We start from the raw sequence: 23,072 nt of genomic DNA on the forward strand, positions 1-23,072 counted from the left end.
GGTTTTGATTGGCAAAATACTAAGCTTTTGCCAAGGATGTTAGAAAAATTACATTTTTGGCAATACTTTATTTACATTCTATTTTTATGGTAAAAATCCAAGAAAAAATATTTTTATTCTGAAATTTCCTTTTTTACCGAATTAATTTTTAAATTATCTCTAGCACAATAAACCCTTAACCCCTCGAAATATGAAAAAGTTACTCATGCTCTTGGTTGTTGGGTTGCTTTGGGCGGCTACGACTCGCGCTCAACAGACTCAATACATGGTGTTCGATTTTATCAAAGTTGAAAAAGACCAACTCTTTGATTACATCGAATTTAAGGACCTTCTTGAAAAGGTTTACCGGCAGGCTTTCAATGACAAAATGATAAACGGGTGGGATTTTTGGTCTCTTCAAAACGGGGCTGACGGAGGAGATTTTCAGTACATCATGGTGACCTATTTCAATGACCCAGTCAAAATGATGAATGGAATCGCCGATGAGGAAATGATCCAATACACCAAAATCGCCTATCCTCACCTTTCCGATGTCCAGGTGAGGCAGTTGTTTCAGCAATCCTTGACGATGCGTGAACTCCCCATGAGATTGTACATGAAGGTACTCGCTGCCACAGAGGATCAATTTCAGTTTAAACAAGGAGTTTTGGCTTCTTTTGACCTGATGAAAGCGGTAGAAGGAAGGTTTGGAGATTATGAAAAGGCGGAGATAGAGGTTTTTAAACCTATTCACCAAAACAGAATTGACCGTGGATTGATGGGACATTGGAGCTTTCTCAGATCTGCTTTACCTTTGGGCTCGGAGGCCTCCTCTACCCACCTTACTGTAAATCTTTACAAGGATTACATGCAGTTTTTTAATGCACAGGCCTATGAAGATATGAATCAAACTGATGCCCAGCGAAAAGCAGTCAATGAGGGGCTTAGTTCTCGGGATCAAAAATGGATTTACCTTGCCACCTTGGAAAATGTAGTTAGATAGCAGTCCGGTCGACTCGCGCTAAAGGGCCTCATTTGAGGCCTTTTTTTGTTTGCTTTGTGTTTTCATGACTTTTTTTTGAATCGGGAATAAATGGAAATACCAACCAATGGACCGATGGAAAGCAGACCGAGCGCCACTCTGACCCCAATTTCAGAAATTAGCCAAGTCGTTAGGTAAATACTCAGTATGGTGAGTGCAAAACCCAGGGAATTAACCAAAGTCAAGGCTGTGCCTCTATGCTCTGGCGAGACGCTTTGAGCTACCAGAGTGGAGAACTGCGGGGAGTCTGCTGTGACCAACATTCCCCAAACCAACATAAAGGGCAATACCCAGATCAACGGGATTTCCGGAAAGATCAGAAGAAGCACTCCACACAGCCCCGAGCCAAACAGGCTGAAAAGGGCGACCTCTTGACTTCCTTTTTTTTGTGCAATCCAGCCCCCTAATGCACAGGAAATCCCTCCAGAGGCAATGACCAAAAAAGTCCAATAGGCAGATTGGGAAGAGGAAACAGCCTCTTGAGTCAAGGTCAAGATCAAAGCGGGAAGAAAAGCCCAAAAGGTGTATAGCTCCCACATATGTCCGAAATATCCTCCGGCGGAGGCTTTCAGGGCATTGTTTTTGGCAAGTTGGGGAAGGAGGCCTGGGTCAAATTTGGGATTACTCTTGCGAAAGGGGCCATTGGGGACCAGAAAGCCAATTAATGCTCCTCCTAAGATGGCCAGCAAAGAAGTGGCGAAGAGGATGATTTTCCAGGAAATGGTGATTCCCAATCCTTTCAGCAAAAAGGGAAATGCGGTGCCCAAGACCAATGCTCCGACTAAAAAACCCAAAGCTACACCCAGCCCTTTTTCAAAGTAATCCGCCGCAATCTTCATCCCCACAGGATAAATCCCAGCTAGGAAGAAACCCACCAGAAATCGGAGAATCAACAGAGAGGGGTAGGAGAAAGGAAAAACTAAAATCATCAGATTGGAGATAGAAGCCAATATCGCACTGAAGAAAAACACTTTCACAGGAGAATTCCGATCAGGTATGGACCCTAAAGCATAGAGAAAAGTCCCGGAAATAAAGCCCAATTGGACCACCGAGGTGAGAATGGGCACAATGCCTTCTTTTCCCAAAAGTACTTCCCATTCCGGAGCCGCAGCATTGCCTGCAAACCAAAGAGAAGTGCCCAAAAACTGAGCGATAACGATCAGAATCAGGGCACTTCTTTGTGAGCGAATTTTGGGCATCAGCCTTTGAGGATGGATTGAATTAGGTTGGTTTCTTCAGAGGAAAATTTCGTATTCGCTACCGAAGCCACGTTATCATCCAGTTGCTCAGGCTTGGACACACCGATCAATACGGAGGTGATTCGGGGGTCTTTGAGAAGCCAAGCGATAGCCATTTGAGCTAGACTTTGACCTCTTTTTTTTGCAATCTCATTCAGTTGTGAAATGAGACTGAGCTTCTCGGGAGCGATCTGTTCGGGTTTGAGGTAGCGACCATCTTTTGCAGCGCGGGAGTCAGCAGGGATTCCTTTGAGATACTTATCTGTGAGAAGGCCTTGCTCCAAAGGAGAAAAGGCAATGCTACCGATTCCTTTTTGCCCCAAGACATCCAAAAGGCCGTTTTCCACCCAGCGATCCAGCATGCTGTATCGGGGCTGATGAATCAGCAATGGCACACCCATAGAAGCCAGAATATCATAGGCTTTGGCGGTATCTTCGGCAGAGTATTGTGAAATCCCCACGTAGAGCGCTTTTCCCTGACGGTGCAGTTGGGCGAGAGCGCCCATGGTCTCTTCCAGTGGAGTATCCGGGTCAGGTCGGTGATGGTAAAAGATGTCCACATAGTCCAATCCCATCCGCTTCAGGCTTTGGTCACAGCTGGCAATGAGGTATTTTTTGGAACCAAAATTCCCATAAGGTCCCGGCCACATATCCCAGCCAGCTTTGGAAGAGATGAGCAGCTCATCCCGATAGGGGAGAAAGTCCTTTTTGAGGATTCTGCCAAAGTTTTCCTCCGCAGACCCAAAGGGTGGTCCGTAATTATTGGCTAGATCAAAATGACAAATTCCCAAGTCAAAGGCTCTTCTCAGGATTTTTCTTCCTAAAGTGAAATCGGCATTGTGCCCGAAGTTGTGCCAGAGACCGAGACTGATTTCTGGAAGTCTCAGGCCACTCTTGCCGCAAAAGCGGTAGTTCATCCGATCGTAGCGGTCAGCTTGGGGAAGGTAAGGGAGTAAAGGTTCGTGGTCGTTGATATGCATGAGTAAGATTATTTTTCTTGAATCAGCCAAACCAAAGGATGCCCAAAAGGCAGATGGCGATTGCGAAAATGCTGATAAAAACCCAGCTTTTCCAAATGTAAGCTATCCAATCCTTGAAATTGATTCCACCGGCGGCAATGATCGCCATCATTCCCCCATTGGTCGGAGTCACGATGTCCATCAGTGCTGAGGCATATTGATAGGTAAGCACCGAAACCTGTCGGCTGATTTGAAGCAGGTCTGTTAGTGGGGCCGCCAAAGGAATGGTCAATGCAGCCTGCCCGGAAGTACTCGGTACCGGCAAGTGGATCATAGCTTGACTGAGGTACATTCCGATTACCGCGACCGAATCGGGAAGGTTTTCCAGTGGGGAAAAAAGACCTTGGATGATGGGATCGATAATGGAACCTTTTTCCAAAATAATAAAAATACTCCTAGCTAAGCCGACAATGATTCCTGCAAAAATCATCTCTCTGAACCCCTGAACATAGGCTCTTGCAGTACCATTTAACCCCATTTTTCCAATCAGACCACAGGCTATACCGACTACAAAAAACAGGGCGGACATTTCATTGTATCCCCAATCCCACACGGTAATCCCATAGGCCATCAGGCCGATTCCACCGAAGGCCAAGAATAGAATCAGGGCATGGCTGCCTGAGATCGGACTGGGTTTGAGACCGCTTTCCTGACTGATTTCTCCTTGCTTTTTGCCTGCCAATCGATGAAATGTGATCCATCCCAAGACAGCAATCAGCCAAAATCCAATCCGGAAAACTGATCCGGAAAATGGCTCCAATTCGGCTATTTTTTGCGCCAGCAAACCAACAAAAGGATTGATCGGAGAGAAAGCCGCTCCCACTAAGGCAGACCCAAGAGTCAGTGCGACAATGGACCTGAGATCGTAATTCAGCTTTCTGGCCAAAACCACCATAATCGGCACCATTGGGATGATCTCCTCCTGCATGGATATAGTAGCCCCTCCAAAGGCAAACACCAAACCCAAAAGGTAAAAAAGCAGGAATCGGGAATTACGGAAGGAGTAAATTAACGCTTCAATTCCTGACTGCAGAGCCCCTGATTTCTCAACAATGTAAAAGGCACCTCCTATGAAAAGGATCAGTACAATGATATCCACTCCGTTGATTATCCCTTCAGGAATAGCCAAAATAATTTCTCCCAAGCTGAGATTGATATCATCAATCGGATGAAAACTTCCCGGCACGACGACTTCTCTGCCTGTTTCTTCATTGATAATCCTGTCAAAACTCCCTGAAGGGATGAGGTAGGTGGCTATTCCCGCAAGGAGGATAAAAGACAAAAGTATGACAAGTGGATCGGGAAAAGTGAGTTTCATGGGCTTAATGCAAGAGTGGATATGAGTCTTTCTGCGATTTGTTTTCTGTGGTCTGAGAGGTCTTTGGAATTGGTAAGTACAAAAAATCCCAGCTCCAATTCATGGGAAAAAGCAAATAAGGAACTGTAACCTGCCTGTCCCCCATAGTGTCCGCCAAACTCGTGTCCCTTGAGCTGAAAATATTGAAAACCGGCCAGTTTTCCGGAGGATAAAGTCAACCAGTCCAATTCCTGCTGGAAGTCCCCCATTTTTCCTCTTCCCAGATGGACCAAGGCCATTGCCAAATCTTCCGGGGTTGTCACCAAACCTGAGGATGGAGAGGGGCTACGTTCAAAACGGATTTTGTTGGGCTGAATTCGTTTCCAGAGAAAAGTCTTTTCATAACCCTGCATGGAGTTTCCGGGCTCGGGCCATTCCTTGACAAAACTCGAATGTTTCATTCCTGCAATGGAAAGAGCCCCTTCTTGCGCTACTTGCTCAAAAGGTGTTTTCTGGAATTTTTCCAATCCAAAGCCTAGAATATCAAAATTGATATCAGCGTAGTGCAAAGAATCTTCAGGTCCCCTTTTTTGGGGAATCTGATTCAAAACTTGAGCAAGGGGTCTGTCTTTTTCCCCGTGTAAAAGCCGGGCAATCAATCCGGGATCCCGAAATCCCGAAGTGTGGGTAAGAAATCGTGCCAAGGTAACTGACCCCAAATTATCCTCCCTTCCTGCTTCTGGGATTAAAAGATCCCCAATCAAGGCATCCATGGAGAATCCTCTTTCCTGCCCGATTTGTGCGAGGGTCAACGCTGTAAAAATCTTGGAAACAGAGGCAACAGGAATTCTGCTTTTTAGACTCATAGAGTCCTTGGTTTCCAGATTTTCATAGCCGAAAGCCCTTAGATAAATTACCTTTCCCTCAAGGACTATGCCTACTGCTAGCCCAGGGATTAGGTATTCGGTTAGACTTTGGGAAAAAAGTGAATCCAGCCTCTCTTCTCCTGTTTTTGGAAAACTTACCGGTTGGAGTCTGACTTTGGGGTGACTTTTGGTCCACTCCCAAACCAAAAAAAGCAGGAACCAGAAAACCAATCCGTATCCAAGGTATTTGATTTTCCGATTCATAAGATTAGGAGGATTGGAGCAGATTTTCCCGGGCCGAAACCGGAGTTTTGGACACAAAATCAGCAGGCAGCTCCTTTTTCAGTTCCTTGACAAACAGGTGATAATCTACCGTAATTGTATGTCTTGGGGTGTCGATCTGTCGGTAATGAGGGTGCGAAACTTCCCGTTCACAGAGTTCCTTGATATTTTTTGGTCGTTTCCACTTGCCGATGAGTTCCTGTGCCATGAGCTTACTTTGCAGCTCGGCCCCTGGCCAAATACAGCCTAACGGCTGAAACATACCGATAAAATACAGATTAGTGATGGTCGGGTGGAACATTTTCAGGTATAGCGGCACGGGGCCTTTGGAATAGTCTATAAAATCCGGGTCAAAGAAAGGATGGCTTAGCCAATAGCCAGTACAAGCAATTACAGAGTCATATTCCTCCTCTTTTCCGTCTTCGAAAATGACCTTTTTCCCTTCAAAGCTTTTGATATCCATTCTGGGTTTGACTTTCCCGTGACGGATTTTATGCATCAGCTCGTCATTGATTGTGGGATGGGTAGCACCAAAAGGCACCGTGATGGGCCTCAAGCCGTAGTTTTTGTAATCTCCCCAGAAAAACTTCAGCAGGAGTTCATTGAAAAAGGATCGTACTTTGACCGGGAGCCACTTGGTGCCTTCGGCCACTTTGTCTGATGGCTTACCGAAAAAGAACTTCGGTGCGATCCAATATCCTCTTCTCCAGCTGATAGCTGTGCTTTCGGATACCCGGCTGGTCTCTACTGCCACATCGCAGGCGGAGTTGCCCCCACCGATGACCAAAACCCGCTTACCTTCAAAAGGAGCTGCTTTTTTGAAATGATGGGAGTGGAGGAATTCTCCGGTAAACTCTCCCGGATATTCAGGATATCGCGGCTTCCAATGATGTCCATTGGCTACAGCAAGGTCGGTGAAGAGTTCTTTGCTGATGACTCCGTCTTTCTCGGTAGTGATTTCCCAGGTGTTTTCATCTATCCATCGACAGTGTTTGACCATAGTGCCAAAGCGGATATGGGGATATAAGTTGAATTTAGCCGCATAGGCCTGAAAATACCTTCTCAGCGTGTCGTGAGATGGATAATCCGCTGCCTCCGGGTCAAATTCGTCAAAGGTAAAGTCGGCATATTGTGAGAGCGTCTTGGAAGAGATGATGTGAGTGGTCTCAAAGACACTCGAATGACTTTCGTCTTCCGAATAGATCCAGTTTCCGCCTACGTCCTTATTTCGGTCAAAGGCTACGGCTTCTATTCCTTGATCCAGCAAATTCTTCAGGGCAGTGATTCCAGAGGGTCCTGCTCCGATTACCGCTACTTTCCGCTTCATTTCTTTCAGTATTTACTTTGGGTTTGGGCATTTAATCTAGGGAAAAAGATTGAAAGAGTGGAAGGTTGAAAGGGGAAGATTTGGATGATGGCGGATGGGAGATGGGAGATCGGAGACGGGAGACCGAAGTTGAAAAGTGGTAAAGTTGAAAAGTGGTAAAGTTGTAAAGTTGTAAGAATAAGCCTGAAGTGCAGTATTGGGCAACTCCCCCCTCTAGAGCCTGTCCCGGCCTTGATTCGGGAGGGGCTAGGGGGGTTAAAAAGTCCGATGTCCGATGTCGGATGACCGATGATTGGGACCGAAGATGGAAGACGGGAGACCGAAGACGGGAGACCGAAGACGGGAGACCGAAGTTGAAAAGTTGAAAAGTTGTAAGAATAGGCCTGAGGTGCAGTATTGGGCAACTCCCCCCTCTAGAGCCTGTCCCGAACTTGATTCGGGAGGGGCTAGGGGGGTTAAAAAGTTCGATCTATACCAATAAATGGCTGGAGTTCGAAATATTCTTGTAAATCGCAAATCAAGATTCAATTTCCCTCAATATCTTCTCCTCAAACCTCCGAATTCCCACCGTGGCAGGTTCTGGGATTACCTCAACTGATCGTAAATAACTCCCCGGAGGATTGGGATCGATCAGGTACTTTTTGGCATGAGCCGGAGCATAGTCAATCAGACTGGCTGCGGGATAGACCTGCATAGAGGTGCCAATGATCAGCATGAAATCTGCCTGCTCCATCCACTCCATAGCCGGATACATCATGGGCACAGCCTCCCCAAACCAGACGATAAAAGGCCTCAACTGACTCCCTTTCTCGCATTTGTCTCCCTCTTTGATTTCCCAATGATCCAAGTCATAGACCAATTTGGGGTCAAGCGTGCTTTGGGCCTTGCGGAGCTCCCCGTGCAGATGGAGCACCGTGGAGGAACCCGCCCTCTCGTGGAGGTCATCCACGTTTTGGGTGATGATTTTGACTTGGAGGTGCTGCTCTAGTCGGGCAAGGGCTAGGTGAGCGGCATTGGGCTGGCAGTCCCGGGCCTGCTTTCTCCGCTGATTGTAGAAGTGCAAGACCAGGGCCCGGTTTCTTCTCCAGCCCTCGGGGGAAGCCACTTCCATCACGTCATGGTTTTCCCAGAGACCATTGGAATCGCGAAAGGTCCGGATGCCGCTTTCGGCAGAGACACCGGCACCGGAGAGGACAAGGAGGGTTTTTCGGGGCATGGGCCAAGAGATAGGATTGGAGCTGAAAAATAGCAAAATATCCCCGTGAAGGACCAATGCCCGACAGCAAGCGACAAGTTTTTTGACGGTTTTGTAAATTCCTACTTTTTAGTTTTCAGCGATGTTTTATATTTAGGAAGTAATTTTTAAAAGACCCGAAAAACTGGATAAAAAATGAACCAAACCTTTTTTCAGAATTCATTATGCGGGCGAATCTCTTCCGTCGGAAGAAGATTCAGCAAGTTCCATGCCCTCCAAGCCGACATTGACCGCATCGACTGGGAGATCGATGCCTTGGTGTATGAGTTGTATGGATTGACGGAGGAGGAGATTAGGATTGTGGAAGGGGGTGAGGGGTGAAAAAGAAATTATTAAAATCTCAATTGAAGGAGATTCAGGAAAAGGATAAAAGGGAGGATTTCAACTTGGAAACAAGAAGATATTCAGGAAGAGAATTTGATCGATTAATTGTAATATTATCAGGTGGAGGGCTCACTTTATCGTTGAGTTTTATTGAGAAATTAACTGGAGAAATAGATCAAATTTCAAAATGCTTTTTATTGCTAACTTGGATTTCTTTTACGGTTTCACTTTTGTTGATTCTAATTTCTCACTTGACCTCAATGAAATCCATTGATTTAGAGATATTAGGTAAGGTTGAGAAAAGTGATAAATTAGACAGGATAACAAATACCTTAAATTTGATTTCTTTAGGATTCCTGATTTTGGCAATTATCTTCTTTATTTTATTCGCATATAAATCTTTATAAAATGGCAAAAAAACAAAATAACACGACACCTAATAGTGCTCCACTTCAAAAAGGAATAGGAAAATTACCACAAAAGCCAGCTTCAACACCTAAACCGAATACCAACAAAAAGTAATTATGAGAGGCAAGCCTATAATATCAACTCCTCAACCTGAAAAAACTGGAGGGCAGCCGAAAATCCCTCCAAAGCCAATTAAACCATCTAAATAAATTAATTAATAACAAAAGAATGGCAAAAAAAACGTCTAGTCCAAAACGTCCTCTAAAAGAAGGCCAAGTCAAACTGCCAAATAAACCTTCGAAACCAAAAAAGAAATAGCAACCTCCTTAAAGAGTATAGACTATTCCTTTGACTGGGCGGATTTTACAATTATGCCCTTATATCCCCGCCCAAAAATGGCTCAAAGACCGCAAAGGCCGAGTTCTCGATTTCGAAGATATCATGCACTATCAGCGGATTATAAAGGCATTGGTCGAGACAGATAGAGTGATGAAGGAAATTGATGGGGTGGGGGCTTCATAAAAAAACATTAATATGGGAAAGAAGAATTTTATAAGTAAAGCAAAGATGGACTTAAAATTATTCTTGTTTAAGCAAGGTTTGTTTGTCTTTTTATGTGCATTAATTTTGTCTTTTTTAACATTATTATTTAATGTTTTAATTTCGATAGGATTGTTGTGTACAATTTTAATGATTAACTATCTTGTAAAAAAAGATAAATATGGAAATTTTGGATTATATAAATCATTGTACTATAGTGTGAGATTGGAAGTTAATTTAATTTTTTTAATTCTTGTTCCAAGTATTGTTAGTTTTTTGTTTTTGTTTTGGATTGACAGAATCTCCGTTTTTGAATTAACAGGAATCCTTTTTGAAGATTTTGAATTTGAAAAAAGCCATTATACAAGTTTGTCAGTTACCATTTTATTTTCAATTATTGTGTCAATTGTAAATTACATTTTATTAAAATCAGCATTTTCTGAGAACATAGATAATGGAATTTATAATTCAAAGCACTATTTTAAAAGAATAAAAGATAGACAACAATCCTTTCTAGAATTAAAAGAATTTTTACTTAAACAATCAGAAGGTCCAGAATTTTGGTATGTTTCAGAAAAAAATGAGGAAGATTTGGTTAATGATCTTTTTTATCGGGGTTATCTTGAATGATATTTTACACAAAAAAAATCCTATGGATAATCTTGATGAAATAATTCACTTAATCTCTGAAGAAACCATTCTGAGATTTTTAAGAGAAACCAATAATCCTGAACTTAATAATGTTGTTGAAGGATTTGAAAAGTATTTTTTTGGATTAATTCTTGAAAATATCAATACCATCGATTCCTATTCTCTATTATTTATTTCAAATGAAAAAGAGCTTAAAGGTGTAATATTGAAATCAGGTAGAAATTTAAAAGATAGAGATTTACAAACATTAAGATTTTCCAAAATATTAGAGCAAGATTTCTCCGATCTTAATCAACTTGTAATCTTCAATACTTTTCAATCAAAAATTATCCAGCTTTATGAAACATTTGGAATAATTTGTATTCCAAAACATGTCTTGGACTTTGAGTCTGCATCCATTGTAATGCCATCACATAAAAAGGGTATCGATTATGTCTTGAGGTTTAACATTTTAGAATTTTACCGGTCATTTTTTGAAAGAGATCAATATGGGCCAAATAATGACGGTGAAAGTAAAATTTATCTTATGTATGATAGAAGAGAGGATAAAGTAAAAATAGGAAGGACTAAAAAGAAGCTTGAAATGAGATTAAAGGGAGTTTCGGAATCTACAATACGAGCCAATGACCCAATGATTAATATTTTGACAGCTTGGATTTCACCACCAGAAATGGAGACCATCCTTCAGGAAAAATTTAAAATAAAAAATATAAGAGGGGAATGGTTTGATCTAAGGGCAGCCGATTTGGAAGAATTGGATCATAAGATGAAAACTTTTGAAATGATTGATGCAAGACTCCTCTGAGTGTAGATTAAGCGATAGTCTAAGGTTAGTCCCGACTGCTGTACAGGAGCATCTACGCTTTTATATCCTTTGGATCCCCCTCCTCGGCTTAGTCTATTGCCAATCAACTTTGAGGTTCTGTGGACGCAGGTTGAATTTGTAATTCCATCCTAATCCCGAAGGGATTGAATGTTTATAGCCAATGCCCTGTGGATTTTCCATACGACCCCGATGGGGTCGAACCCTATTACTATTTCCGATTCCTATAAACATTTGACCCATTCTGGGTCGGTTTTGAAGCCTATCGGCTATGAATGGGAATGTGGCATTACTTCCCCCCTTCTGAGTGTAGATTAAGCGTCGGTCTAAGCTTAGTCCCGAATGCTATACGGGAGCATCTATCTTTTTATATCCTTTGGATCCCGTACAACTGTCGGGATGAAATTCCCTTTTCCATAAGTTCAACCCTTGCAGGGTTGCCCAAGCCAAAAACGACCATTCATTCCAACCCCCGGTTCTACCGGGGGCTGTTCAAAAGTTTGACCACTTCGTGGACATCGATCTGAATTCTATCATTGGTTTCGTATCCGACCCCTGATAAGGGGTCAAACTTTTCAATAGCCGCGGGTTGGTGGGTAAGTTTGCGAACCCCAACCCGTGGAAATCATAGATCAATCTTCAAGGTTCTCCCGACCCCGAAGCCACAGTCCCGATCAGCGCAGCGATTTCGGGAGGGTCGAACTTTAAGGATTGCTTGCCCAACTACTTGAAGACTGATTCGTCGTTCCTCCCTGCCTTGTCGGCAGACAGGCTCGCAGTGACGCCGAGGGTAAAACACCTGTAGATGCGATCAGTATAGGTCGCCCCTACAGGGCTCTACTTTTCAGTTCAATCTTGGGCAAGGCATTCCATTCCTTGCTTTTACAGGTCGTGCCTGCCTGACGGTCAGGCAGGCCTTTGGCACTTAATCTAAGCGATAATTGGTCCAAGCCTTCCTGCTACAGGCAGGCCCGCCTGCTGAAGGCAGGTCGGGAGACTTGAACCAATTGGGCTAAAGCCCATTAAATTTTTTTCTCCTTATTTCAGCCTCCAGCTGAAGCAGGAGGCAACACAATTCAAATAAAATTGGCATTTGAATAGGAATGCGGCTTTAGCCCATTCCTTTCTTAGGTTTTGATTCCAATGGGGCTTTAGCCAAAAAAATCCTTTATGTTGGTTCCAAGCCCGCCTCCGTCGGGCAGGCCCGCCTGTGTCGGGCAGGCCCGCCTGATGAAGGCAGGTCAGGAGACTTGAACCAATTGATCATCAGTCAGGCCTGAAAGGCCGATTTATACCAACCCAGTCCGCCAGGGCTGGGTTTTGCGATCCTCCTGATCTCAGTTAGGCCTGAAGGGCCGACAAAAATCAAAAATGACAAACCAAATCGGTCTTACAGACCTCATGGTCTATGTGGATCTACCACCTTACCCCGGAGCTTATCCGCTCCGGGCTATCATAAATCAGGCTTTCAGCCTGGGTCCCTCTGGTGTGGCTTGGTAGGAGTTGCATGGAGGTCCAAGCCCGCCTCCGTCGGGCAGGCCCGCCTGTGTCGGGCAGGCCCGCCTGTGTCCGGCAGGCCCGCCTGTGTCGGGCAGGCCCGCCTGATGAAGGCAGGTCAGGAGACTTGAACCAGTAGTATTATTGGAAGCTCTTTCCCACCTTTCAACCTTACCACTTTCCCACTTTGAATCTTCCAATCTTTAAATTTTTCAATTTTTCAATACACAATCCGGAGACTTGAACCAGAAGTTTTAATGGAAGCACTTTTCAACTTTTCAACTTTCCCACTTTGCAACCTTACATCTTCAAATTTTCCAATTTTTCAATAAACCATCCGGAGACTTGAACCAGAAGTTTAAATGAAAGCACTTTTCAACTTTTCAACTTTCCCACTTTTCAACCTTGAATTTTTCAATTTTCCAATAAATCAATCCGAAGGTGTAACGAATTGAAAAGAGCAGGCAAGTTGTAAGGTCTATTTTTACTCTTTTCATAAAGAAGAAGTCGGAAATGGCTATCTTGAATACTAATTACTCTTTCCCACCTATGAAAAAACAGCTAAGCTTCTTTGTCTTTTCTCTGATTTTTGCACTTCCCGCCTTCGCTCAGGATGACGCTGCCGAACTGGCCAAAAAACTCGCCAATCCGGTTTCCTCTCTGATTTCGGTTCCCTTTCAGAATAACACTGACTATGGGATTGGAACTTTTGGTGGTACTCGAAATACGCTCAATTTTCAGCCGGTGGTCCCCGTTTCCGTAGGCAAAAATCTGAACATGATCACCCGGGTAGTTCTGCCGATCATCACTCAATACAACATCACCGGGGAGGGGCAAAAGCAATCCGGGCTGGGAGATGCCGTGCTTTCTGCTTTCTTTTCCCCCAAGAATTCAGAAAAACTAACGTGGGGAGTAGGACCTGCCTTTTTGCTTCCTGTGGGCACTAATGATTTTTTGACTACAAACCAATTTGGAATGGGCCCTACAGCAGTGGCTTTAAAACAAATCAATGGATGGACTATCGGCGCATTGGCCAATCAATTGTGGTCTGTAGCCGGAGACCCGGATAGGTCTGAGGTCAGTCAGCTGTTTGTTCAGCCCTTTTTGGTTTACAACTGGGCTTCAGGGGCAGGATTGGGTGGAAATCTGGAATGGACGCAAAACTGGATTTCCGACCAAACGACCCTTTGGCTCAATCCCACGGTTAGTGGGGTGACTGCGCTCGGTTCTCAAAAAATTCAGTTTGCTGTCGGTCCCAGACTGAATCTGGCAGCACCGGAAGGAGGCAAGGCCGACTGGGGCTGGAGAGCGGTATTTGTGTTGCTTTTCCCTAAATGATTGCAAAACTCTTTTTCGAAGTCAAATTATTCTGAAGGAGATAAGCTAATTTTAATTGAATTTAGCTGTGGCCTATACGGATTAGGATGAAATATTCAGTAGTCAGAGGGTTTTAACCTGACCCATCTAGCTGGAATAATCAGGAATGGCTTTAGAATTTCTATTTGTTTTATGTGGTTTTTTTTCGATTTTATTCAGTAGTTTAGTTATAAATTGAATTTTTCTAATCATTTATGATAGATCTTTTAGAATTTGTAGTGGGAGGTAAGGTGAAATTGGGAGTACTTTTCTTTCTCTTGACCACCTATTTAGCGGGACTGCCTCACTCCCCTGCCTTGGCCCAGGATACGCATCATTGGGGCAATCAATTTGGTACAAGAGCGGCTCTGTTAGGAGGGGCTGTTTTGACTGATACCGTGGACAATGCCGGGGTATTTTACAACCCAGGCAATTTGGCATTCTTGGATACGACTACCCTTACCTTGAATGCCAATCTGTACGGGTTGGAAAATATCCGGGTGGAGAATGCATTGGGAGAGCAGGCAGATTTCAAAGGGCTTCAATTCAATACGATTCCACTTCTCATCAGTGGGGCTTTTCGTCTCAAAAACAGCTTCCAGATCAACTACGGCTTATTGACTCCGGTCAATTTTAAGTTTAATGGAGTAGCCCGGATCGATCGCCTCAGTGATCTCATCGAGGAAGCAGAAAGCCCTGGACAGGAGGAAATTTTGGCAGAGTCGGCGATTTCCAATAGACTCCAAGAGACTACCCTGGCTTTGGGCATCAGCAAAAAAATAAACTCCAATCTCGGTATCGGCCTATCTCTACTCAACACCTTTCGATCCGTGGATTATTCTTATCGTTTTTCAGGGAAAACCCTCACCAACCAATCCACTCCTTTACTAATCTCCAGAAGTCAGCATGAGTTTGTCAATTATTTTACTGTCCGAACTGCACTCAAGGCAGGGCTCAACTATCAGGGGGAGGGTTTAGGGCTGGGGTTGACTGTGACCAGTCCCGGCCTGAGTTGGCTTGGAAATGGGACCATCTCTGAGGACCTGACGCTAGTGAATGTTCTCAATCCTCAAACAGGCCAAAGGCAATCTGCCTATGCCTCAGACCGGCAGGAAAAGCTTAAGGCCAAGTACAAGTCACCATTTGAAATTGGGTTAGGTGCGCACAAAACTTGGGGGAAAAATACAATCAGTCTGAATGTTACCCATTTTTCGGCAATTGATCCCTACCGGATTATTGAAGTTGAGCCCAATATTTTGATCAGGCCTGACCTATTGCCGGGGATAAGCAGTTCCGATTTTCTTAATGTGGAAACGGCCATGCAGGCTGTCACCAATTTCTCGTTAGGACTGCAGCGGAGGATCAATCCCGTCTTGGATTTGATGGGGAGTTTTCGCTCTGATTTCAGTTTTTATGATCCAGAGCCTGCCTTAGGTACCCAGATCACCACTGAATTTACCCAATGGGATATATTCCATATTACTTTCGGGGGCATCATCAATAAGAATCAGAGCAACCTGACTTTAGGTCTTGTCTACAGTTTTGGCAGTACGGATAGTTATTTCCAGGAAAACAGTTTTTCAGATTCAGATCCTAATCCACCGCTTGAAGGATCTCTCATCATTACCGAGGCTGCGTATTCCAATATTGGCCTGTTGATAGGCTACAGCTTTTATTTTAAAAAATTAAATTAATAGAGTATGAGAAAAACACTACTACTCCTTTTATTCTGCAGTATGGTCGGGAGGGTTTCTCTTGGACAGGAATCCCTCACCACGATTAGTTTGGATCTGATTCAGAATAAAGTCAACGGCGGGAAACCATTACCTTCGGAAGAGAAATTCTATATCCGAGGAGCTATTCCTGAGCAGATAGAGATGGTCAAAGTGTCCATTTATCCTTCCAAAAAGTCGGATAAATCAGGGAAGACTTATTTTTGGACTCCGCCTTTCGGTTACAAAAAGCTTGATTTTCAGCTTTTTGTCGAGGATGAGCTCCGGTCCAATGAAGATTATCATATGGATTTTGGATTTTACCAAAAGGCTGGAGTGAATGAAGTGAAAGAGTTGAGGGACCTGATTGCCACCAATATCAGTACCTATCTCAACACGATTACCATAGTGAAGAAAGGCGGGATTCAATTTGAGGATTCCGATGAGCAGGTTTTGAGTAATATGGGGATCATTGTGGAGCGGGGTGCTTATTATTTTGAAACCCCGAATGGAGTGCAGTTTCCGGGTTTTTCAGATTTAACCAGAAATAAACTCGAGCAAAGGAAAAAGCTCAAAATGGGAAAAGCCAAGTACAATGCCACCGGAGTGGCTGAAGGAGACAATGCTCGGGCGGTCTATGCCAGGCAATACTTGGATGAATTGCTCGCGATTGCCACTGCAGAAATCGATCAGTTTTTGACCACCAATATGCTAGTCAGAGTGGGAGAAAAATCTTTTCAAAACTATCCCAGCGAAAAGAAGCCAAATTCCATCTTGATCAACGCGGGTTACGGTGCGATTTCTCTTTCCAAAAACCTCCCTCAGCAGGAGTTTGTGCACAGCCCTTACGTCGGACTTTCCTTTCCTCTTGGCAATAGGACCTTTGCCCGATTCATGAGCAACGTATCCCTAAGCACAGGGGCATTTATCTCCGGGAACATAGAAAATTCACGGGGAGAAAGAATTACCGGACCCTTATTGGACCGCCCTGTGTATGTGGGATTAGGGTATAATTTCTTCCGGTTTTTCAGGCTCAATGCTGGCGGTACCTTCCTTACTACCGAGAGATTGGATGGTTCTCAATCGCAGTCTTTTCATCCTTTTGTTGGGATCAGTGCGGAGTTTAGAATTTGGTTGGGCTTAGGAAATAAAAGATAAGCAGATGAAAAAGTTTTTTACAGTTTTGCTTGCCCTTACTTGTCTTTATCCGGCATTTTCACAGCAATATGGGTACAAATGGAGGTTTGGAGCCAGTGCAGGGACTACCAATTATTTTGGGGATATCCGACCCTTGGGGATCAATAACTTTGACCAGTTTACCAAGCTCTATAAGCGGTATACGCACTATTCTGAGAATCTTTCCTACCAGATTTCTGCAGAATATGCCCTTGGAAATTCTGTGGGATTGATGCTGACGGCGGGTAGTTATCAGTTTGGATCCGGGGATCGATTTGTCCAAAACGACGGAACGCTTTTCCTTGAAGGTCAGAACTTTGATCGGGCCTTGAATTTTCAGACCAATTTGTATGACGCAGGCCTTTCCTTTGTTTTCAAACCCGATAACAACCGAATCTTATCTGGAAACTCCTTTTTCGCTCCCTATTTTGTTTTAGGTTTAGGCTATCAGACCTTCAATGTTTTTGGAGACCTGTTGGATGCGGATGGAAACCCATACGACTACACAGATCCTGAAGTGATTCCCGACGGGACATTCGAGACGAGCCTTAGGGAGTTGGAGACAGAGTTGGATGGTGGGTATAAAAAAGGCACCCTGTATGCCCATCTCGGCCTAGGGTTTCGGTTTAGAGTAGCGGAGGGAATAGAGATCTTTGCTCAATCGGATTTCAAACGGGCGGCTACGGATTATTTGGATGACGTCTCAGGAGTCTATAGGTCTTCCTATGTCAGCGATTTTCAGGAATATGCGGCCAAGCCGGGAACCAATGTAGCCGGGCCCGGTGATAATCGGGGTCTGGAAAACCGCCGAGGAGATTGGTATATCTATCATGGAATCGGAGTGAAATTCAGCCTGGGGGCGAGAAAAGAATCCTTTGTTCCTCCGGTGGTCAGTCAGCGCTACACGTTTGTGCCTTCAGCGCTTTCAAAACAGCAAATGGCGGAGTCCGATTCAGCTCAGACGATCAAAGCTTCCGGAGTAACCAACAATTATTTTACGGTGATTCAGTTACCTTCTTGGACAGCCAATCAAGCATGGAAAGACAGTACAGCCTTGGATTCTGCGAGTATGGCCCAACTGGTCAGTTTGCAGGATTCTTTGGGAAGGGAGAGGGAAAGACTACAAGCTGAAATTCTTCGCTCGCAGCAAGCACTTCAGGAGTACGATGAAACCATCGCAATGGCAAGAAGAGATACTTTGGTATCCCAGGAAGTTACGGCCACTCGGATTAGTGGTTTGGAAAATAGCCGGTCTACCGAAATGGGAAAAATGACCAGCCTGAATTCCCTGGATTCTCAGATTCAGTTCAAAATGGATTCTCTAAGGGCTATTCAAAGGCAGGGGCAAACCCAAGTCTTGGACAGTGCTGCTTTGTCCAGGGAATTGTTGATTTATCCTGGTCAGGTAAGCAGAATCATGTATTCGGGTTCTGGACAAACGCAGCTCTATCTGGATAGCACTACTACAAAATCCTCGGCTAGTGCAAGATCGGTCGATGGCAATATGACCCGGGATGAATTTGAGGAGGAAATGGATAAGTTCCGCTCTGAAATGCTTCAGGCGCAGGCTAAAAGAGATTCTGCCATGATAATGGCCTTTGCCTCAAAAATCCCGGAGCAGAGGGAGTATGAACCAGTTCAGCCAGAAGCTCAGGAAATCCAGGTGAATACCGAAGCAATGGACGACAAAACAGCCAAGAAGCTGGAGAAAAACAGAAAAAAGCAGGAAAAGCTGGAAAAGAAAAACAATGAATTGCTGAAGGACGCCTTGCTTGTGGGAGGGACTGCAGCTGCAACTTCAGCCATCAACAACAGTGGAGATAAGAAGGAAGATGCAGCACAGGCAAAACAGGATTCCCTCTTCAGGGCTCAAATTCTTCAGGATTCTTTGTTGATTGACAGTTTGCAGACCGAATTGGCCAACCGACCGACTGCCAATGAGTCGGTGGTTAGGGATACAGTGGTCAATGAAAAAGTCGTGCTTTTGAACTCCAGCAAGGTGGAAATTTACTTTGGAGTAAATCAGGCGGATGTTTCAGAGACTGAAAAGGCCAAATTGAATCAGATCAAAGGGATCTTAGATAGGGATCCCGAGATGAAGGTTGAATTAGTTGGCTTTGCAGACAACACCGGTTCGGTCTCTTACAATCTTCAAATCTCCAAGAAAAGAGTGGATTCAGTCAAGGCCTACCTGATTTCCCAAGGAATCCCTGAATCAAAAATCCTGACCGATGTGGGTGGACTGATATTGAGAGGAACAAGCAAAGGTTCGGTGGATCAGGATAGAAAAGTGGAAGTTCGGCTTCATGAATCAGATTGATGGATGATTAATTCAACATGAGAGCGGCTCAGGAAGGATGGGCCGCTCTTTTTGTTTTTTTTTAGGTTAGTCATGTCTTTCGATTTGGATTTGATTGGTCCAAGCCCGCCTGCATCGGACAGGCCCGCCTGCATCGGACAGGCCCGCCTGCATCGGGCAGTTCAGGAGACCTGTCCGTCCTCCAGGCGGGCTTGAACCAATTGGGCTAAAGCCCATCAAATTTTTTTCTCTTTATTTCAGCCTCCAGCTGAAGCAGGAGGTAACATAATTCAAATAAAATTGACATATGAATAGGAATTCGGCTTGAGCCCATTCCTTGAACCAATTGATCATCAGTCAGGCCTGTAAGGCCGATTTATACCAACCCAGTCCGCCAGGGCTGGGTTTTGCGGCCCTCATGATCTCAGTTAGGCCTGAAGGCCCGGACTTAAAAATCAAAAATGATTAACAAATTCGGTCTTACAGACCTCATAATCTATGTGGATCAATTACCTTACCCCGGAGCTTATCCGCTCCGGGCTATCATAAATCAGGCTTTCAGCCTGGGTCCCTCTGGTGTGGCTTGGTAGGAGTTGCATGGAGGTCCAAGCCCGCCTGCGTCGGGCAGGCCCGCCTGCGTCGGGCAGGCCCGCCTGCATCGGACAGTCCCGCCTGCATCGGGCAGGTCAGGAGACCTGTCCGTCCTCCAGGCGGGCTTGAACCAGTCGGGATTCAGTTTTCAATTTTATAAATTATGATTATCTGCAATGATACCAGTAGATCAAAATGGCCTCGACACTTCGACAAGCTCAGTAACCGGGCTCGGCCTCCAGATTTGGAGTAATTATGGGAGGGGAGAAAAAAGGGCCGCGCCCCTTTTTTCTCCCCTCCCCAACCTAGAAAACAAACGGTCACCGAGCGAAGTCGAGGTGAAACCATATAAAATTCGGTAACTGGCAGGATTGCGGATAATCAGATTATAAATTCAAAAAAGAGAGCGACTCAATTTGGGCCGCTCTTTTTGCATTTATTTTTTCTTGGAGGCAAACCTGCCTTTTTTCTTTCCTGCATCGGGTTGGGCTTCGATAATCTCTATCGTCTCCGCATAGGTAAGCTTTTCGGCTTCTTTGCCCTTCGGGATCTTGTAGTTGTTCTTGCCAAACTTGATGTAAGGTCCCCATCTTCCGTTGAGCACTTGGATATCCGGATTTTCATCAAAGGTTTTGATGTGTTTGTTGGCATCTGCTTCCCGCTTGGCTTGGATCAGTTCGATGGCTTCTTCCTCAGTGATGGATAGGGGATCCTGTTCTTTTTTGAGGGAGAAAAAGGCGTTGTCGTGCCGGATGTAAGGGCCGAATCTTCCAATGGCAGCGGTCATCTTCTTGTCTTCGAAATAGCCAACCTCTCTAGGAAGTTTGAAGAGCTCGAGGGCATCATCCATGGATACATTTTCGATAAATTGCCCTTTTTTCAGACTTGCAAACTGCTTGTCCTCATCCTCATTTTCTCCGATCTGCACGAGTGGACCAAAACGACCCAAACGGGCATAGACATTTTTACCGCTTTCTGGATGCTTACCGATCAGGCGACTGGTATTGACATCCTGACGGGAGACTTGCTCGGTCTCTTCCACGCTGTGGTGAAACTTCCCATAAAACCCATCAATCATATCCTGCCAATCCTGTCCCCCGGCTGCAATCTCATCAAACTCCTTTTCCACCTTCGCAGTGAAGTTGAAATCGATCACATTGGGAAAATGCTCAACGAGGAAGTCATTGACTACCATGGCGATATTGGTGGGGAAGAGTTTGTTTTTCTCGGCTCCTGTATTTTCGGTTTTGGTAGCCTCTTTGAAGTTTCCTCCGGAAATGATCATCTCCACATAATTCCTCGGCGTACCGTCCCGTGATTCTTTTACGACATAGTCTCTCTTTTGAATTGTGGAAATGGTCGGTGCGTAGGTAGATGGACGGCCTATGCCCAACTCTTCCAGTTTTTTGACCAGGGAAGCTTCTGTATATCTCGGCGCAGCCCGGGTAAAGGACTCCCGGCCTTTCATTTCCCTCAGCTTTAGATCTTGACCAATGCTCAAAGGAGGAAGCAAAGACTTGTCACCTGCATCTTCCTCTTCCGGTTCGTCGTCTGTGTCTTCCAGATATACCTTCAGAAATCCATCGAATTTGATCACTTCTCCATTGGCTACCAAATTGAGCTGGGAGTTGGAGATACCGATTGTGATAGTGGTTCGTTCAAGTTCGGCATCCGCCATTTGCGAGGCGATGGCTCTTTTCCAGATCAGTTCGTAAAGCCGCTGTTCGTTTCGGTCCCCAGCAACCTGACTTTGAGAAAAGTCTGTGGGGCGAATGGCTTCGTGAGCTTCCTGAGCACTTTCGCTTTTGGTGGAATACAGCCTGGATTTGTGGTAGGAAGACCCAAAAGCGGATTCAATCGCATTTTTGGCGCCTGACAATGCCTCCTGAGAGAGGTTGGTGCTGTCGGTTCGCATGTAAGTGATTTTCCCCGCCTCGTAAAGCTTTTGGGCTACTGACATGGTTTGTGCCACAGAAAAGTACAACTTTCTGGACGCTTCCTGCTGAAGGGTGGAAGTGGTAAATGGAGCAGCAGGAGATTTTTTGGCTGGCTTCTTCTCTAGATTGGCAACGGAGAATTCAGCCTGAAGACAGTTTTTCAGAAACTCCTCAGCCTCTGCTTTTGTCTCAAATTTCTTTGGCAGTTCGGCTTGGAATGTTTTTCCTTCTACTTCAAAAATCGCAGTGATTCGGAAGGAGGATTTAGCTTGGTGGGCTTCGATTTCCCGCTCCCTTTCCACAATCAGGCGAACTGCGACTGACTGCACCCGACCGGCTGAGAGACCGGTTTTGATTTTTTTCCAAAGGATAGGAGAAAGCTCAAACCCCACCAATCGGTCGAGGATTCGGCGGGCCTGCTGTGCATTGACGAGGTCATAGTCAATACCTCTTGGGTTTTCTATGGCTTTGGAGATGGCGTTTTTGGTGATCTCCCGAAAAACAATCCGTTTGGTTCGGTCTTCTTCTAGCTTCAAGACTTCTTTGAGATGCCAGGAAATAGCCTCTCCCTCCCGGTCATCGTCACTTGCGAGGTAGACCATTTCTGCGTCTTTGGCCAGATTTTTAAGGTTCTTGATTACCTCTTTTTTATCTGCTGTGACCTCGTAGGTAGGTTTAAATCGGTTTTTGATATCGATCGCTTTGTCTCCTTTTGGCAGGTCCCGGACATGTCCATAGCTGGAGACTACCTTAAAGTCTTTGCCCAGATAGCCTTCAATGGTTTTGGCTTTGGCGGGAGACTCGACGATTACAAGATTTTTTGACATAAAAAGCTAAATTTAAGATACCGAGAGATCGGTCATCAGGGGCTAAAAATAGAAGGCCTTTATTTCTCCTCCAAATATTATAAATCCCAAGGGATCCGTTTTGGTTGGATATTTGTGACTTGAATTCACTGATTTTTAAGGAAAACCGAATTTAATATGAAGCAATTAATTCTTTTACGTCATGGTGAAGCGGGATTTTCTGATGGGATAGATTTTCAGCGTCAGCTGACTCAAAGGGGAAAAGAAAATCTGCATCGTCTTGGTATTCTGCTCCAATCCAAAGGCTTGACCATAGACAGAATGTACTGTTCTTCTGCCACTCGAACCCGGGAAACGGCGGAAATCATTAAGGCATACCTTCCGATACATGAGGAAATCTATGAGAAGGAAATCTATTCAGCCTCCTTGGAAGTGTTGGTCAATTTGCTTGAAAACACACCTGCTGAGGTCCAAACCTGCCTTCTTGTAGGTCACAATCCCACGATCAGTTTGCTGATGGCCCATCTTTCGGACGGTGATTACAGGGGCTTGAGTCCCGGAATGATGGGAATATTGGAGCTAGAGATATCCGATTGGTACCATATTGGAATGCATACCGCAACGCTAAAGGAGGTTTTGCAATAGCC

The 23,072-nt window shown here is 44.8% G+C and carries 18 protein-coding genes; 11 read left to right on the top strand and 7 right to left on the bottom strand.

Translation table 11 applies throughout. The features are described from left to right. Positions 1-190 precede the first annotated feature (190 nt). Positions 191-982: a hypothetical protein gene (locus AAA943_RS12570; RefSeq protein ID WP_338224606.1), complete on the top strand. Its 792-nt coding sequence runs from the start codon at positions 191-193 to the stop codon at positions 980-982. 62 nt (positions 983-1,044) lie between these two features. On the opposite strand, the gene AAA943_RS12575 is transcribed toward AAA943_RS12570, so the two are convergent. The 6 genes from AAA943_RS12575 to AAA943_RS12600 all read right to left on the bottom strand — a co-directional run bounded on the left by AAA943_RS12575 (position 1,045) and on the right by AAA943_RS12600 (position 8,266). Then, positions 1,045-2,220, bottom strand: coding sequence for an MFS transporter (locus tag AAA943_RS12575; RefSeq protein ID WP_338224607.1), 1,176 nt, complete (start codon positions 2,218-2,220; stop codon positions 1,045-1,047). Beyond that, a complete protein-coding gene (gene mgrA / locus AAA943_RS12580) occupies positions 2,220-3,239 on the bottom strand; it encodes an L-glyceraldehyde 3-phosphate reductase (protein ID WP_338224608.1) in 1,020 nt (339 codons plus the stop codon). Before mgrA ends, AAA943_RS12575 begins: the two co-directional genes overlap by 1 nt. Positions 3,240-3,261: 22 nt before the next feature. Continuing rightward, entirely contained in the window at positions 3,262-4,596 is a 1,335-nt protein-coding gene (locus tag AAA943_RS12585) for a YfcC family protein (RefSeq protein WP_338224609.1), read from the bottom strand. Next, entirely contained in the window at positions 4,593-5,705 is a 1,113-nt protein-coding gene (locus tag AAA943_RS12590) for a serine hydrolase domain-containing protein (protein ID WP_338224610.1), read from the bottom strand. The genes AAA943_RS12585 and AAA943_RS12590 overlap by 4 nt, the downstream gene beginning before the upstream one ends. A 4-nt stretch (positions 5,706-5,709) precedes the next feature. Further along, positions 5,710-7,050, bottom strand: a complete 1,341-nt coding sequence (locus AAA943_RS12595; RefSeq protein ID WP_338224611.1) for a flavin-containing monooxygenase — start codon at positions 7,048-7,050, stop codon at positions 5,710-5,712. A 517-nt stretch (positions 7,051-7,567) separates the two neighbouring features. Then, on the bottom strand, positions 7,568-8,266 hold the full coding sequence (locus AAA943_RS12600) for an SIR2 family NAD-dependent protein deacylase (RefSeq protein WP_338224612.1): 699 nt from the start codon (positions 8,264-8,266) through the stop codon (positions 7,568-7,570). A gap of 174 nt (positions 8,267-8,440) precedes the next feature. Between AAA943_RS12600 and AAA943_RS12605 the strand changes: the two genes are divergently transcribed. The 9 genes from AAA943_RS12605 to AAA943_RS12645 all read left to right on the top strand — a co-directional run bounded on the left by AAA943_RS12605 (position 8,441) and on the right by AAA943_RS12645 (position 19,112). Beyond that, positions 8,441-8,626: a hypothetical protein gene (locus AAA943_RS12605; RefSeq protein WP_338224613.1), complete on the top strand. Its 186-nt coding sequence runs from the start codon at positions 8,441-8,443 to the stop codon at positions 8,624-8,626. Continuing rightward, positions 8,623-9,036, top strand: a complete 414-nt coding sequence (locus AAA943_RS12610; protein ID WP_338224614.1) for a hypothetical protein — start codon at positions 8,623-8,625, stop codon at positions 9,034-9,036. Before AAA943_RS12605 ends, AAA943_RS12610 begins: the two co-directional genes overlap by 4 nt. 535 nt (positions 9,037-9,571) lie before the next feature. Further along, complete coding sequence (locus tag AAA943_RS12615; protein WP_338224615.1) at positions 9,572-10,207, top strand: hypothetical protein; 636 nt, start codon at positions 9,572-9,574, stop codon at positions 10,205-10,207. Positions 10,208-10,229: 22 nt separating this feature from the next. Next, positions 10,230-11,033: a GIY-YIG nuclease family protein gene (locus AAA943_RS12620; RefSeq protein WP_338224616.1), complete on the top strand. Its 804-nt coding sequence runs from the start codon at positions 10,230-10,232 to the stop codon at positions 11,031-11,033. A gap of 1,389 nt (positions 11,034-12,422) precedes the next feature. Continuing rightward, a complete protein-coding gene (locus AAA943_RS12625; protein WP_338224617.1) occupies positions 12,423-12,551 on the top strand; it encodes a hypothetical protein in 129 nt (42 codons plus the stop codon). Between the two features lie 546 nt (positions 12,552-13,097). Then, complete coding sequence (locus AAA943_RS12630; RefSeq protein WP_338224618.1) at positions 13,098-13,886, top strand: hypothetical protein; 789 nt, start codon at positions 13,098-13,100, stop codon at positions 13,884-13,886. A gap of 233 nt (positions 13,887-14,119) precedes the next feature. Next, complete coding sequence (locus AAA943_RS12635; RefSeq protein ID WP_338224619.1) at positions 14,120-15,598, top strand: hypothetical protein; 1,479 nt, start codon at positions 14,120-14,122, stop codon at positions 15,596-15,598. Between the two features lie 6 nt (positions 15,599-15,604). Next, entirely contained in the window at positions 15,605-16,774 is a 1,170-nt protein-coding gene (locus AAA943_RS12640) for a hypothetical protein (RefSeq protein ID WP_338224620.1), read from the top strand. A 4-nt stretch (positions 16,775-16,778) separates the two neighbouring features. Next, on the top strand, positions 16,779-19,112 hold the full coding sequence (locus AAA943_RS12645) for an OmpA family protein (protein ID WP_338224621.1): 2,334 nt from the start codon (positions 16,779-16,781) through the stop codon (positions 19,110-19,112). A gap of 1,006 nt (positions 19,113-20,118) precedes the next feature. On the opposite strand, the gene topA is transcribed toward AAA943_RS12645, so the two are convergent. Continuing rightward, positions 20,119-22,446, bottom strand: coding sequence for a type I DNA topoisomerase (topA, locus tag AAA943_RS12650; protein ID WP_338224622.1), 2,328 nt, complete (start codon positions 22,444-22,446; stop codon positions 20,119-20,121). Positions 22,447-22,602: 156 nt separating this feature from the next. On the opposite strand from topA, the gene AAA943_RS12655 reads away from it, so the two are divergent. Next, complete coding sequence (locus AAA943_RS12655; protein ID WP_338224623.1) at positions 22,603-23,070, top strand: SixA phosphatase family protein; 468 nt, start codon at positions 22,603-22,605, stop codon at positions 23,068-23,070. Positions 23,071-23,072: the final 2 nt, after the last annotated feature.

It is taken from the genome of Algoriphagus confluentis, assembly GCF_036245625.1.
Classification (GTDB): Bacteria; Bacteroidota; Bacteroidia; order Cytophagales; family Cyclobacteriaceae; genus Algoriphagus; species Algoriphagus confluentis.